Origin of the sequence: Leptolyngbya sp. BC1307 (genome assembly GCF_002286735.1) — a bacterium.
In the GTDB taxonomy this organism is placed as follows: domain Bacteria; phylum Cyanobacteriota; class Cyanobacteriia; order Phormidesmidales; family Phormidesmidaceae; genus Phormidesmis.
Window position 1 is genome coordinate 55,144 of sequence record NZ_NRTA01000006.1, and the last position, 14,899, is coordinate 70,042.

12 protein-coding genes are annotated in these 14,899 nt (G+C 53.0%); 8 read left to right on the forward strand and 4 right to left on the reverse strand.

What is annotated here, in order from left to right:
* Positions 1-13: 13 nt before the first annotated feature.
* Positions 14-559 (reverse strand): pyridoxamine 5'-phosphate oxidase family protein, encoded by a 546-nt coding sequence (locus CKL79_RS05505; protein ID WP_121968587.1) that lies wholly within the window; start codon positions 557-559, stop codon positions 14-16.
* Positions 560-782: 223 nt separating this feature from the next.
* Here CKL79_RS05505 and CKL79_RS05510 point away from each other — a divergent pair, with 223 nt between their 5' ends.
* The gene (locus CKL79_RS05510) at positions 783-1,409 is read left to right on the forward strand and encodes a Uma2 family endonuclease (RefSeq protein WP_121968662.1); all 627 of its coding nucleotides are present in this window, start codon (positions 783-785) and stop codon (positions 1,407-1,409) included.
* A gap of 73 nt (positions 1,410-1,482) precedes the next feature.
* On the opposite strand, the gene ppk2 is transcribed toward CKL79_RS05510, so the two are convergent.
* Positions 1,483-2,469 carry a polyphosphate kinase 2 gene (ppk2, locus tag CKL79_RS05515; RefSeq protein WP_121968588.1) on the reverse strand — a complete coding sequence of 329 codons (987 nt, stop codon included), beginning with the start codon at positions 2,467-2,469 and terminating at the stop codon, positions 1,483-1,485.
* Positions 2,470-2,643: 174 nt separating this feature from the next.
* Here ppk2 and CKL79_RS05520 point away from each other — a divergent pair, with 174 nt between their 5' ends.
* The gene (locus CKL79_RS05520) at positions 2,644-3,519 is read left to right on the forward strand and encodes an NAD(P)-dependent oxidoreductase (protein WP_121968589.1); all 876 of its coding nucleotides are present in this window, start codon (positions 2,644-2,646) and stop codon (positions 3,517-3,519) included.
* Here CKL79_RS05520 and CKL79_RS05525 read toward each other — a convergent pair.
* Positions 3,485-5,806, reverse strand: a complete 2,322-nt coding sequence (locus tag CKL79_RS05525; RefSeq protein ID WP_121968590.1) for an EAL domain-containing protein — start codon at positions 5,804-5,806, stop codon at positions 3,485-3,487. The genes CKL79_RS05520 and CKL79_RS05525 overlap by 35 nt on opposite strands.
* A gap of 238 nt (positions 5,807-6,044) precedes the next feature.
* Positions 6,045-7,100, reverse strand: a complete 1,056-nt coding sequence (locus CKL79_RS05530) for a transporter substrate-binding domain-containing protein (RefSeq protein ID WP_141242156.1) — start codon at positions 7,098-7,100, stop codon at positions 6,045-6,047.
* Positions 7,101-7,389: 289 nt separating this feature from the next.
* Here CKL79_RS05530 and CKL79_RS05535 point away from each other — a divergent pair, with 289 nt between their 5' ends.
* The 6 genes from CKL79_RS05535 to ispG all read left to right on the forward strand — a co-directional run bounded on the left by CKL79_RS05535 (position 7,390) and on the right by ispG (position 14,795).
* On the forward strand, positions 7,390-10,167 hold the full coding sequence (locus CKL79_RS05535; protein ID WP_121968592.1) for a cation-translocating P-type ATPase: 2,778 nt from the start codon (positions 7,390-7,392) through the stop codon (positions 10,165-10,167).
* A 98-nt stretch (positions 10,168-10,265) separates the two neighbouring features.
* Positions 10,266-11,042, forward strand: coding sequence for a DUF4230 domain-containing protein (locus CKL79_RS05540; RefSeq protein WP_121968593.1), 777 nt, complete (start codon positions 10,266-10,268; stop codon positions 11,040-11,042).
* 52 nt (positions 11,043-11,094) lie between these two features.
* Positions 11,095-11,715: an RraA family protein gene (locus tag CKL79_RS05545; protein WP_121968594.1), complete on the forward strand. Its 621-nt coding sequence runs from the start codon at positions 11,095-11,097 to the stop codon at positions 11,713-11,715.
* A 529-nt stretch (positions 11,716-12,244) separates the two neighbouring features.
* The gene (locus CKL79_RS23105) at positions 12,245-12,424 is read left to right on the forward strand and encodes a PEP-CTERM sorting domain-containing protein (RefSeq protein ID WP_170943982.1); all 180 of its coding nucleotides are present in this window, start codon (positions 12,245-12,247) and stop codon (positions 12,422-12,424) included.
* Between the two features lie 443 nt (positions 12,425-12,867).
* On the forward strand, positions 12,868-13,338 hold the full coding sequence (locus CKL79_RS05555; RefSeq protein ID WP_121968596.1) for a tetratricopeptide repeat protein: 471 nt from the start codon (positions 12,868-12,870) through the stop codon (positions 13,336-13,338).
* 167 nt (positions 13,339-13,505) lie between these two features.
* On the forward strand, positions 13,506-14,795 hold the full coding sequence (gene ispG / locus CKL79_RS05560) for a (E)-4-hydroxy-3-methylbut-2-enyl-diphosphate synthase (protein WP_121968597.1): 1,290 nt from the start codon (positions 13,506-13,508) through the stop codon (positions 14,793-14,795).
* The last annotated feature ends 104 nt before the right edge of the window (positions 14,796-14,899 follow it).

Sequence of the window (14,899 nt, forward strand, 5' to 3'; positions counted from 1 at the left end):
CCTGCCCTCAGAATCACTTCGGAAAAATATGGGTAGGTGCGCCGTCAATGCTCACCTGATTTTTCTCTTTCCAGTAGGCTTCGACACCGTCGGGGCCTTTTTTGCATGCCCACTGGTTGAGGGCTTCGCGATCGCCCTCATAGTCATACAGCGGTACCGCCATTCCACAAGAGGTTTGCACCCTATCTACCTGCAAATCAAACAGTTGGCGAGTGCCGGGCAAAGAGGGAAACTCACCTATCAGCCCATCCCAATCTGGATCGCGAGGATAGACGACGCCCGCTTTACCATACAGCCGTAAAATCATCGGCGCGCCCTCAAACGAGCAGAACATCACCGTCATTCGGCCATTTTCAGCGACGTGAGCGGCGCTCTCATTGCCGCTGCCAGTCACGCTCAGCCACACCACCCGGTTGGGGCCTAGCACCCGCAAGCTATCCATACCCTTAGGCGACACGTTAACTCGCCCTGATCGCCCGGCGGTGCCCACAAAGAAGATCCGCTGCTGCTCAATAAAAGCCTGATGAGCGTCCGTGATTTGGGGGTACTGTTTAGCCATTTCCTGTATTTTTTAGAAGGGCTCGTAGGCAAGCATTCTAACTGTGTATCTTGCCCTTCTCAAGCATAGGCGATGGCTACGTACGCTTGCCCGCTACATGCAATGGTTTCAGCGGTTGCTTTTGTAGCGAGCAAAGTGGTCAACGCTACATCACCTCTAGACGCTTCAGTCGTCACATATTCAATCTGATAAAGTGAAGATATTGATTGGGCTGGAGCTAACTGTGACCCTCGCAACTGACCGACTCATACAGCAAAAGCCGCTCAGCTTTGGCGAATTTCTTGCTCATTATGAGGGAGACAACCGCTATGAGCTGATTGATGGAGAGGTGTTTGATTTGGAACCGACTGGTCTTCATGAAGAAGTTGCTGCCTTCATCACCGCGAAGGTCTGTGTCCAGATCGACACCATAGGGTTGTCCTGGTTTGTCCTTCAGCGCGGGCTGTTGCGCCCCTCTAACGCTAGCATGACAGCTTTCCGACCTGATGTTGCAGTGGTTGACCGAGACCAGCTTGTCAAAGAACCGTTCTGGTCTGAACAATCAATCTTGACACTGGGAAATTCTATTAAATTTGTGGCGGAAGTTGTCAGTAGCAATTGGCAAAATGACTATGCCCGTAAGGTTGAAGACTACGCAGCTTTAGGTATTCCCGAATATTGGATTGCAGACTATGCAGCATTAGGGGGCACCCGGCACATTGGGAAGCCCAAACAGCCCACACTCTCTGTCTGTACGTTAGTAGATGGAGACTATGAAATTCAGCAGCTTCGAGGCAGTCAAACGATTGCTTCTCCTACTTTCCCAGAATTGAGAGTGACGGCTGAACAAGTTCTTAAAGCAGGTGGATAGAATATGTCAATCAGCGATCACCGACAAGAACAGCGATTAGCCCAGTGCGGAGCCGTCTTGAAACGCTAACAACCTAAAACTTTTCGGGTACGAAGTTTTGAGTGGACATGGGCGGCCTTTCGTAGTCGATATTTTCTTGCCGGGGCGGTAGCTTCATCGGTGGTGGGGTCAGATCTCCGTAGTCGATTTGGGTGAGCAGGTGATTGATACAGTTGAGACGGGCGCGCTTTTTGTCGTCTGCTTCGACGACGTGCCAGGGCGACCGGGTGGTGTCAGTCGCCGCAAACATATCGTCTTTGGCTTTGGAGTACTCGACCCATTTAGCCCGCGCCTCTAAGTCCATGGGGCTGAGCTTCCAGCGCTTGGTCGGGTCGTTTAAGCGGTCTTGAAACCGATCTTCCTGCACGGCATCGCTGACTGAAAACCAATACTTCACCAGGATGATGCCAGAGCGCTGGAGCATATGTTCAAATTCCGGGCAGGAGCGCATAAACTCCACGTATTCCTGATGGGTACAAAAGCCCATTACTCGCTCTACCCCGGCCCGGTTGTACCAACTCCGGTCAAATAGCGCAATTTCTCCACCAGCGGGTAGCTGCGATACATAGCGCTGAAAATACCACTGGCTCTTTTCTTTTTCGGTCGGGGTACCGAGGGCCACAATCCGGCAAATACGAGGGTTCAGGCAGTCAGAAATGCGTTGAATCGTGCCGCCTTTGCCCGCTGCATCTCGCCCTTCAAACAAGACAACAACTTTCAGTCCTTTTTCTTTGACCCAGTATTGCAGCTTAACCAGCTCTCTCTGCAGACGTTCTAGCTCTGCCTTGTAAACTTTTTTGCTAAGCTTTTTGGGTTTGTCCTGCTTGGTCTTAGTTTTTTTGGGTTGAGCCTTTTTATTCTCAGGCTGAGTGGCTTTTGGCTTGGCTTTCTTGCGCTTGCCCTGCTTTGCCTTAGCAGTTTTGGATTTGGTCTCTGACGGTGCTAGCTGGTCGGCTGTAGGAACTGCCTCGCCGTTCTGATCTGTGGCGGATGGAGCGGTACTGGGTTTCTTTTTCGCCATGAGTGTAGATTCCTTAATGCGACTAAGTTCACAACCTTTGCTTTACCCTCTCTTAACGTTAGCAGGCGACTGGCGACCTTTCGGCAACTTCGCATACCGTTTTATTCAAGAGAGCCTGTCAGTAGTCGGGGGCAGTAGATTTTATGATGGGTGAGTTGATGATAGGCAAAACTCATGCAGGTTGGAATATTAGGGACAGGGCTGATGGGTGCGCCGATGGCTTTACAGCTGCACCAGGCGGGCTTTGAAGTGACGGCCTGGAACCGGACGCCTGAGAAGCTCGCGCCCTTACAGCAGGCAGGCATGACGACGGTCGGGTCGGCGGCAGAGGCGATTGCGTCCTCCCCAGTTACCATCACCATGCTAAGCGATGCCGCCGCTATTGAATCGGCTGTACTCGCTGAACCCGCCGCGCTAGAAGGCCGTACTATCCTGCAAATGGGCACGATTGCCCCGGCAGAAAGCCGTGAGCTAGATCAAAAAATTCGAGCAGCGGGCGGGGAATATCTGGAAGCACCGGTACTCGGCAGCATTCCTCAGGTGAAAGCGGGTTCGCTGATCGTGATGGTAGGGTCAACGACTGAGCAGTACGACCAGTGGCTACCCGTACTGAAGTGCTTCGGGCCAGCGCCTCAATGGATGGGCGCAGTGGGGACGGCAGCCGCCACTAAGCTGGCGATGAATCAGCTGATCGGCACGCTAACGGCAGCATTTTCGATGAGTCTGAGCCTGGTTCAGCAGGAGGGGCTAGACATTGATAAGTTTATGGACATCGTGCGGGAGAGTGCGCTGTACGCGCCGACCTTTGACAAAAAGCTAGCGCGGATGTGCGATCGCAATTTCACCAATCCTAACTTTCCCACCAAGCATTTGCTCAAAGACATGAACCTGTTTGTCAAAGCGGCCCAAGATCAGGGGATTGACGCGACAGTAGCAGCAGGGGTGAGTCAGATGGCAGAAAGCGCGATCGCTCAGGGCTTAGCCGACCAGGACTATTCGGCTATCTATAGCGCGGTCAATCCTCCATCGGATCAACCTGAATCGACCTGATTAGAAATTTCCGCTTTTCTGAGGTCAGCCGGTATATTTTGGGTTCGGCTTTGCCGATGATATATCCCTGCGCATAGGCCACCCCTAGCTTATGCAGTTGGTGCAGTGTGATCGGTGACTGTTCATCTAGCCCTTCGACAACGATTTTTGCCAGATGGAGTTCGCTAGATTTGGTCACTATTTCGCGCACAAAGCGAATGATGATTTCGGCTTGCTGCTGATGTAAAATTTCTCGGTCAATTTTGACATGGGGCGGCCTGAGCCCGGCTAGCCGTGAGACGGATGCATAGCCAACGCCGAAATCATCAATGCCAAACTGAATTCTCAGCTCCCGAACATACTGTATGAGCTTTGCTTTAAAGGCTTCGAGCGGAAACTTTAAGCGAACACCATCCTGATAGGCTGGCAGGTCAGCTTTTTCGGAAATCTCTAAAACTAGACTGTCAGATGGCAGCAGCGTATAGCCGTCTCTATCGGGCGTGGTAATTTCACGAACGGCCTTAAAATAGGCCGGTCGCATCAGTGATTCTGGATAGACATTGACCGACAGCGGGATGATCTCATTGACTCTTCTATTCCGGCGGGCATTGAGACCGGCCTGACGATAGCTCGTAGCCGCTAGCTTGAGCAGTTGCATATCTAGCTGAACGATAAACCGACTGCCCCACAGCTCTGCGGCTTCAAAGAGATCAACCGGGGCTCTCAGGCTGAGCGGATCTCTTGCCAAAGCTTCCCAGCCAGTAATGGCAACTTTTCTCAGGTCAAGAATAGGTTCAAAATAGATGACTATTTGGGAGAGGCGATCGCAAAAAAGCTCAAATCTGCGGTTATAAAACGAAAGCGGTAAAAATCCGTGATCACGCTTAAGGTCATCTAGAATGCTCGCTTCTACCCTTGAAGGCTGCCAGTGAGGATAGGCATGAAAGCACTGAGCGGCGCTATAGAAACTGGTGATAATTTTCGTACAGGCATCGTTCAAATAGTGGGAATCTTTTGACAAGCCGCAAACGCCTATGAATTCGGGATCATCCGACGAATCTAGAGGAATTAGGATAAATGCTTTGGCCGCCTCTGTTGTTTCGTCATAGACTATACGGTATGTGCCGTGATGACCAGCCATAAAAACAGATTCGCTAGCAATACTCGCGAGCACTTCGGCTTTGAGCATTTCGGTATAGTCACCGCTGTCTATCTCCCTGCTTAATCTACTTTGCGCTTTGAGCTGCCAGCTATTTTGCCCCTCAGATTGGCTCATTAAAAAGACCCAATCTGCATTGGAAGCCAGCCGAATTAGCTCAAGCGTATCGCCTGTTGTCACAGCGCTAGAAACGTCGCCAGATCGACTGTGAGAAAAACAATAATTCTTAAGCTGTTCTATCAATCTCTCGATCAGCGGCTTGAGCGGCAGCAACAAACTAGGGATGGCATTATAAGCTGTGTCTTCTTCCGATCTACTCTCTAACAGAACCTCTCCTAGATCTATCTCTTGTTTTTTGGTATCAGGTGATTGATCGCCTTTAGCCCTCGTTTTAGATAGGATAATTTCCCAGCCTTCATCTTCCCAGCCTTTATCTTTGACAATAACAAGTTTAGGCGTCACATCAGAAATGTCTTCCTGAACCTTTTTAGTCGCATATTCATGTAGCTCTAAAATAGAAACTTGCCCGTCTTGATTCAAGTCTCCAGCGCCTGTTTCGATACCTTCAATTAAATGGCGGGTGTAGATAGAGAGACCTGCACGCTTATGTTCACAGGAGTACTGAGTAGCGTTAGATGACGCTAAGACAACCCTGCCCTCGGCACCGAGCTGCCCTTGCAGATCAAATGAGCCATCATCTTTCGCCTGTAGCGCCGGATCAAAGGCACCGCTAAAGCAGCAGTCTAAAATGATGGCCTGTTGCCTGGCACGGCTATAGGCCATAATCTCATGAATAAACTGCGCGGGTACTGCAGTTGACCGGCTGAGACCTCCTTTAGCATTTTTGCGAGTGATGCGAGTGGCAAAATAAAGTTGGTTTTTTTCGTCTTTAAGCCCGTGTCCAGAAAAAAACAGCAGAACGAGATCATCCTGGCTACAGCCTGTGAACAGCGTCTCGATTTCATCTTTCATCGATTGACAATCGGGATCAGCTAAGACTTTTACCTGATCAAAGCCTCCTAAGTCGGGGGCTATCAACACTCTGTACATAGCTTCCACATCGTTTGTGGCAGCAGGCAGCGGACTGAGTGCTCGGTCGTGCGCTCGGTCGTATTTACTTACCCCAATCAACAACGCTTTCTTTGCCATCTCCGCTGACCCACCCCGCAATAAAACCCTGCGCCGCTGCGCTCTAAGGCTTTATCTTACTGGTATTCGCCTAGTCAGTGCCAGAGAGATGTGTTGCGAACATAAAGCTTTGCTAAAGAGGATCTGCTGCAAGGTGAGTTCGAACTGTGAGCCTCTGGTCACATGTTATTTTTAGCAATTTCCTATTTACCTAATTCTATTTTAGGGCCTATTTTTGGTCCATTTTTGGGGCCTATTTCTAGGGCTCTGGCAAAAAACGCTTCAGCAGGCTCTGCCAGTCTGACTCACTTTGCTCTTGCAAAACCTGAGCGCTAATGGTCTCTGACATAGGCGAGTCTTCGGTCATAGCAAACACGTAGCGACGAGCCTGCAGGCCAGTAGACTGCACGGCGAGCCGGTTTTTGAAAGATTTTTTGTTGAGGTAGCGCAGCAGCGCCGCATCATAAACGAACGCATTGAGCTGGCCTTGATCGACTGCGTTTAGCCCATCTGTTGGCGTTTTGACTGGCTGAAATGAAATCTGCTGCTGCTTTAATGCCTCAGCGGCACTAGAGCCTTCTATACTGCCGACCTTAATCACTTTGAGATCGGCAAACTGAGTGAGCTGACTGCTTTGGTCTTGCGTTAAGACCGAGGTAATAGTTGCCGTCAGGCTAGCGATAATGCCCATAGCCACGAGCATCCACAGTAGGGCGACGATTCGTCCGCCCACAGAGATCGGGGCTTTGTCTCCGTAGCCGATGGTCGTCATGGTCACCCCAGCCCACCAAAAACTATCCCAAATGCCCGATCTTGGCTTGCTATCGAACATTTCTTCGTTAGGCCCGCGTTCAAACAGCCAAACAATGACGCCCACAATCAATAACAGTCCCGATAGCCACAGGCAAATCCAGAGAAAACGCGGCGATAGTACGGAGCCTACGGTATCCAGCAGGCTTTGCCGCCGGGTTTGGGCAATGCCTAGAGAGGAGATGTAGTAGCTCTGGGTAAAGTCAACCTGCTGCTCTGCTTCAGCCGGGTGAGGCGTCTGCCACTCATACTGAATGTCAAGTTCTTCGGCAACTTCTCGCCAGAGATGTACGCCAATGCCATCCCAATCGCTGCCGCTATCAGTGGAGGTCTCAATGGCAAAGGGCGGCGTATGGCTGACGCCCACTTTCATCCGAGTCGATGCGTCTGTCGTGGGTGCGTCTGTCGCGGGCTGGCCTACAGCAGGTAACGAGCAAGCAATCCAGCTGGCTAATAAGGTGAGGCTCCAGCAGAGGGGCTGAGCGATCGCCTTAGTAGTGGGCACTAAGCCACCAGCCGGCACAAAGAGGGATAGTCACATAAAAGAAACACTCGAAAAGATTTCGCTGCCTGCTGAAGCAGCCACAGGCCACAATTCATCAGACCCTATCGCCTTCTTAGCGTCAGTCGCGTCTGTAAAAAGGCCAATTGCCACAAGACCCTTTTACGACGCTTTAGGCCGCTAGCGTTGGGGCATGACTTTGGAGAGAACGGTGCTGGCAGACCAGTGCTATACACTTCTGTCTATAGGCTTAGTGGCTTATCCTAACCTAAAGCACGTCAGAGACTCTGTAATGACTACAGTTCAGCAGTGGCACGCCCTCGATATCGACCAAGCGGTAGAAGCGCTAAGCGCCAGCCCTGAGGAGGGTCTGTCGGCGCAAGCGGCAGAGCAAAGACTCGCTGAGTATGGCACCAACGAACTCAAAGAGACCGGTGGACGCAGTCGTTGGCAGATCTTGCTTGATCAGTTCGCCGATGTCATGCTGCTGATGCTGATTGGGGTGGCAGTGGTGGCAGCGGTGCTGGATATCAGAGCAGGTGATTTTCCGAAGGATGCGATCGCCATTACCGCCATTGTCTTGCTGAATGCGGTGCTGGGCTACTTTCAAGAAAGCCGGGCTGAGCAGGCGCTGGCAGGGCTTAAAAACTTATCGGCTCCTAGCGTACAGGCCATTCGAGACGGTCAGCGGCAGCAGGTGCCTGCCAAAGACTTAGTCCCCGGCGACGTGGTGCTATTAGAAGCTGGCGACCAGGTCGCCGCAGATGGACGGCTGCTAGAAGCGGCAAGTCTGCAAGCGCGGGAGTCGGCGCTCACAGGTGAAGCGACGGCGGTAGAAAAGCAGGCTGATACAAAGCTGTCGCCAGAGATCGATCTGGCCGACCGCAAGAATTTAGTTTTTCAAGGTACAGAGATTGTCCACGGGCGTGGCAGAATGCTGGTCACCCGCACGGGCATGAAGACTGAGATAGGGCGAATTGCCGAAATGATTCAGTCAGTATCAGTGCTGGCGACGCCTCTGCAACAGCGGCTGGCGCATCTGGGCAACACGCTGGTGATCGGGTCGCTGACGCTGGTGGCGCTGGTGGTGGTTGGCGGTTGCCTGGCACTGGGCTGGCAAGCATTTGAAGATCTGCTGACGGTATCGCTAAGTATGGCCGTAGCCGTCGTGCCAGAAGGACTGCCCGCTGTGATCACTGTGACACTGGCGATTGGCACGCAGCGCATGGTCCGGCGACACGCACTAATCCGGCGGCTACCGGCAGTAGAGACGCTGGGATCGGTAACGACGATTTGCTCAGATAAAACCGGGACGCTGACGCAAAATAAAATGGTGGTGCAGTCGGTGCATGTGCCGGGGCTGCCGTTTGAGCGCGACTTTACGGTGAGCGGTGAGGGCTATACGCCGGAGGGATCGTTTCAGCTAGGCGAAAAGTCGGTTGAGCCTTTAGAGAAGCCGACACTGGCTATGCTGCTACTAAACTGCGCGCTGTGTAACGACGCGGCTTTGCAAACTGAAGCGGGAGAGTGGGCGATTGTCGGCGACCCCACTGAAGGGGCGCTGGTGACGCTGGCGGCTAAGGCGGGGCTAGAGAAAAAGCAGTTGGAATATGAGTTCACCCGGCAAGATGAGTTTCCGTTCTCTTCTGAACGCAAGCGGATGAGCGTGGTGGTGACGGTGCCCGAGAGCAACCGCCTCGGCATTGAGGCAGCGGCGGTCGTTTTTGCTAAGGGATCGGCGGAGCTGCTGCTGGAGCGGTGCGATCGCATCGGGCGAGAAGGGCAATCGCTCACCGATGCGGCCCGTCAAGAAATTTTGCAAAAAGCGGAATCGCTCGCGGCTGACGGTGGGCGCGTACTGGGCTTTGCCTACCGGCCTTTAGGCAAAAACGAGACCACCACCGAACTCACCGAAGCCGCTGCTGAGCAAGATCTCATTTGGCTAGGTCAGGTGGCTATGCTCGACGCCCCCCGCCCCGAGGTTCGCGACGCCGTCAAACGCTGTCAGAGAGCTGGCATTCGCCCGGTGATGATTACCGGAGATCACCCGCTGACTGCCAAAGCGCTGGGTGTAGAGTTGGGTCTGCTAGCAGATGGTGAGACCAAGGCGTTGACCGGCCAGCAAATAGAGGCCATGAGCCAGGATGAGCTAGAAGCCGTCGTAAAATCGGTCAGCGTTTACGCGCGGGTGTCGCCAGAGCACAAGCTGCGGATTGTGCAGGCGCTGCAAGCACAAAATCAGGTGGTGGCCATGACCGGAGATGGGGTCAACGATGCGCCAGCGCTGAAGCAGGCAGACATCGGCGTGGCGATGGGGATTACCGGCACCGACGTTAGCAAAGAAGCCAGCGACATGGTGCTGCTAGACGACAACTTCGCTTCTATCGTCTCCGCGACCGAAGAAGGGCGGGTGGTGTATAGCAACATCCGCCGCTTTGTAAAATACATTCTCGGCTCCAATATTGGCGAAGTCATCACCATTGCCCTTTCTCCCTTATTGCTGCCGATTGTGGCAGTGCCGCTGACGCCGCTGCAAATTTTGTGGATGAACCTGGTGACTGACGGCTTTCCGGCCCTGGCCCTGGCTCTAGAGCCGCCCGAGCCGAATATGATGGACAGACCGCCACACGATCCCAAAGAGAGCATTTTTGCCCGAGGACTGGGGTTCTATATGGTTCGGGTGGGCATTGTCTTTGCGATTTTGGCAATTACCCTGATGCTCTGGTCTTATGGCTACACGCACAGCACACCCGGTAACCCAGACCGCTGGAAGACGATGGTATTTACCATGCTATGTCTGTCGCAGATGGGGCATGCGATCGCCGTTCGCTCTGACCGACGCTTAGCAATCGAAATGTCGCAGTTTTCTAATCCCTACGTGCTGCTGGCAGTCGTGGTTACAACGATATTGCAACTGCTGCTAATTTACGTGCCGCCGCTACGCAATTTCTTTGGCACTCACTATCTTTCGCTGACAGAATTGACGGTCTGTGTGGGCTTTAGCACGCTGCTATTTGTGTGGGTTGAGCTAGAGAAGTTGTTTATTCGCAGTCGCACGGCTGCCAAGTAGGCAAGAAGTGACGGGGGCAACGACTAGCGACCTGAGGATACCGGCCTCGATCCCAGAAAGTTCCCTGTAAGATAGGAAGTGTCGTCTGGTTTTATGTTATGAAGTCTCGCTTGCCTGATCCTTACCGCCAGCAGCCTGCTCCATTGAAGCGCGATCGCTTCTCCAAAACGAAGCGATCGCCGATTTTCCGCTCTTTGCAGCTATTGGCAATTGCGATGACTGGCGGCGCTGTGATCGTGGCAAGTCTGGCTGGGCTCGCCTTTTTACGCTCAGGCAGTCGGTTTATAGAAGGCATCCAGCTAGCGCTCACTCCCAAGCCACCCGAAGAAACGGTCGATGTGCGTACTGTGGTGATCGAACAGGTGCAGAATGTGAGTGAGCTGACGACGGCAGTCTTTACGATGGAAGCAGTGGTGCCGGCGCAGAGCGATCGCAAGCTGGGCGAATACACTATTGGCCAAACCAACCTGCTCTATGTTGCCTATGGCGAAGTGCGAGCGGGTGTAGATTTGGCTGAGATGAGCACCGCCGATGTCAGCACTTTTACAGCGGCAGATGGCGGACAGGGCGTCAGGCTAGTATTGCCGCCGCCCCAACTGCTAGATACCAAGATAGACGTAGAGCGCTCTAGCGTATATGACTACAGCCGGGGCTGGTTTAACCTGGGGCCAGATCGAGCGCCCGAACTACAGGATCTAGCTCAAAGGGAAGCGCTCACTAAAATTGAGCAAGCCGCTTGTGAACAAGACATCTTAGGCCAGGCTAACGACCGCGCCGAACTGGTTGTCAGAGAGCTGCTTGAGAGCACAGGCTTTGAAACGGTGACTGTCGAACCGTCTCCCAATGACAGCACTGCTTGTCAGACCGCTAGCTAGCTCGGTTTGCCGTCGTATGTTCAGCCACTCGCTTCATCTCACCCCGGTTCCCATGTCCGACTATGCAAAGTACAGAGCGCTGTCGCCGACTGCCTACGCTGACGGCTTAGGCCGCGAGCAGTTTATGGATATTGGCCTGCAAGAAATTTGGCCGCAAATGCGGCGCATAGCCGGGCCTGCCTATACCGCTCGCTGCGCCCCCGGTGACAATTTGATGTTTCACGCCGCAATCTACCGGGCTCAGCCGGGCGATGTGATTGTTGTCGAAGCCGGAGATAGTGACTACGCTCTCTGTGGGGGTAACGTATGTGCGATCGCCCAAAAAAGAGGCATCGCTGGTTTTGTGATTGATGGCGCGGTGCGAGATCTCGCTGAAATCAGAGCAGCCCGCTTTCCGGTGTTTGCGAGAGGCTGTATCCCCATTCCTGGAGCAAAAGAAACGCTGGGTTCACTGAATACGCCAGTTGTCTGCGGCGGTGTGCGTGTGTCACCCGGCGATATCATCATTGCCGATGAAGAGGGGATTGCGGTTGTGCCAATAGCCCGCCAGGAAGAAGTCTGGCAGATTGCCAAAAATAGAACAGAAAAAGACGCGGCTCAGTCTCTGGCTGAGTGGGAGAACGCCCACCAGGCAAAAGTGGAGAAAATTCTAGCCGAGAAGGGCTTCAAATAGAGGTTGAATCTGCTTTTAAGACAAAGCTAACGCTTCTGCAAGGCTATGCCGGTCGGTCTAATAAAGGCTTTTAAAGAGCAGCGACTCACTGATGCCTGGACGGTCGGCTAAAGCACGTCAGCTCATCCCTTCACACGTGAAAATTTTCTTGATGATTAAGCTAATTACCTCTACGCAGGTATAAAGTATGTGGGCCTTATAAAGCCTCCTCAGGTTTACGGACATCTAATATTTTTTGTGGATAGATATAGCAAGGGCATAACTGTTACGAGGTAGCTGCTTCAGTAACAGTCCGCATTTCTGTCTGTTCTTAATAAATTCTCAAATGAAGGTGTCTATGAACCCAATGATTACATTCATGAAGAAGCAAGGGCTGAAGGTATCTTTACCGCTTCTTCTGCTGGCGACTGGCTGCGATACTCAGAGTCTGTCGGCTGCTCTTCGTCCTAGCAATGTAGTGTCAAGCGACTTCACTGCTGATGTTGTAAGGCCTGGCTCAGGTACTCCTGAGACTAGCAGCACTGCTACCATGCCCTCTCCTGCTGTAGCTTCTGATGGTTCAAGCAAAGGAACGGCAACGGAAGCTCCCGTGCCCTCTCTTTCGGTAGCTGGTGACACAGCTGCTTCAGTGCCCGAGCCTGCAACTTTAGCAGGTTTGGCGATCGCCGGACTAGGTATGGGCGCAATCAAGCGAAAGCGCACTGCCTAGATTGCTAATGAACAGTCAGTGGTTTTAGCATCAGGTGTTGACTTGCAGATTAGGGGCTGACGCCCACGAGCTATTAGCCCTACCCAGCTAGACATCTGAACTAGAATCACGCTTGCTTATCTGATATCTAGCGCCCAGCAAGACACCGATGAGTTCGTTAGTACCGGATCACCGAAGCCTTGTTTGAGCTATTTAGAGTCGAGATTAAAGTAAGCGGAAGACCCCAGCTCGGCCAGCCACCCGGTAGCCGAGCTTTTTTCATGCGGGCTCAGCGCTCGCCTACTGTCTTGATGTATTCCTATCTCTATATAACCCCGAGCTGACCCATTGCTATCTCAGGGGATAGACCGATCTCACCAAAGCTATAATAACTTGAAGTTAGTCGTTGCTACGGAGTGCGACAGCTATCTTTTTGCCTCTCAAATCTTTTGTCAATGAATCCGATGGAGCATTCTTCGCTTGAACAGCTGCTAGCTGATCTCAAACAGTCGGATGCAGCCGTCCGCGATCGCGCCTCAGCCACCCTTTGGCACCTGTGGTTTCACCAAAAAGGCGTCTATGGCTTCCAGCAGCTCATGCAGGCTCAGAAGCTGCTAGAAGAGGGCCAGCCCGATCAGGCTGAAGCGCTGCTAGACGATGTTATTAGAGTCCAACCCGATTTTGCCGAAGCCTGGAACCGGCGGGCTGTTTTACACTACACCCGTGGCAATTACTGGCAGGCGATCGCCGACTGTCAAAAAGTCATTCAGCTGGTGCCTCACCATTTCGGTGCGCTTCACGGATTAGGGCTTTGCCATTGCGCCGTTGGTCATTACGCTGCCGCTATTCAGTCTTTTCGACAGGCGCTCATCGTGCAGCCCTATGCGACGGCCAACCAGCGAATGATTTTAGAATGTACCGCCCAGCTAGCGTAGCTGACGCGCAGTCTTCCTGACGATCTGCGGCCAGTCGCACAGATCACATCTAAATTGTCAGCAGCAAAACGTGAACTAGATACTCAAGAGAAACCGCTCAAAGCGGTGCATTCTATGGCAACCTGAAAGGGAATCCCTGACCTGATGTACCGGGTTAACTGCACTCGATCCTCACTATGCCAACTCTGTCTTCTCCCCCTGCGCCTATCAGCACTTCATCTGATACCCCTGCTGAGGCCGCTGACTTTGAGACCACCATCATCCGGCGCAAGACTCGCCCGGTAAAAGTGGGCGATGTCACCATCGGCAGCGGGCACCCGGTCGTGGTGCAGTCGATGATCAATGAAGACACGCTCGATATTGACGGCTCGGTAGCCGGCATTCGGCGGCTGCACGAAATTGGCTGTGAGATTGTGCGGGTAACGGTACCTAGCATGGCTCATGCCCGCGCCTTAGCCGAAATCAAAGACCGGCTGGCCAAGACCTATCAGACTGTGCCGCTGGTCGCTGACGTTCATCATAACGGCATGAAAATCGCGCTAGAGGTGGCTAAGCACGTCGATAAGGTACGGATTAATCCGGGTCTGTATGTCTTTGAAAAACCGGCGAGCGATCGCACCGAATACACCCAGGCCGAATTTGACGGCATCGGCGCAAAAATCCGCGAAACCTTAGAGCCGCTCGTCATTTCGCTACGAGATCAGGGCAAAGCCATGCGCATTGGCGTCAATCATGGCTCTCTGGCAGAGCGAATGCTCTTTACCTACGGCGACACGCCCGAAGGCATGGTGGAATCGGCCCTAGAATTTATCCGCATCTGTGAGTCGCTAGATTTTTATAACATCGTCATCTCGCTTAAGGCTTCGCGGGTGCCCGTTATGCTAGCGGCCTATCGGCTGATGGTAAAACGCATGGACGAACTCGGCATGAGCTACCCCCTGCATTTGGGCGTCACTGAAGCGGGCGATGGCGAATATGGCCGAATTAAGTCAACCGCAGGCATCGGCACGCTCCTGGCGATGGGCATTGGCGATACCATCCGCGTCTCTCTGACCGAAGCCCCCGAAAAAGAAATTCCGGTGTGCTACAGCATCTTGCAGGCTTTGGGATTGCGCAAAACCATGGTGGAGTACGTCGCTTGCCCCTCTTGCGGTCGTACCCTGTTTAATTTAGAAGAAGTACTGCATAAAGTACGTGAAGCCACTAGCCACCTTACCGGCTTAGATATCGCCGTGATGGGCTGCATCGTCAACGGCCCGGGTGAGATGGCTGACGCCGACTATGGCTACGTCGGTAAGCAGCCGGGTACCATTGCGCTCTATCGAGGCCGCGAAGAGATTAAGCGCGTGCCCGAAGCCCAAGGGGTAGAAGAATTGATCAACTTAATCAAAGGCGACGGCCGCTGGCTAGAGCCCGACACAGAAACCACAGCTGCACCGGTCGGCGCTACGGTGTAAAAGCCTGGTAGCAGTTGGGCGGCTATAGTTTGCTTGCGGTTATATAGCGTTGGTCACTTGGCTTGAATACAGCAACGCAGGCAACCCCTTTGCATAACAACAGG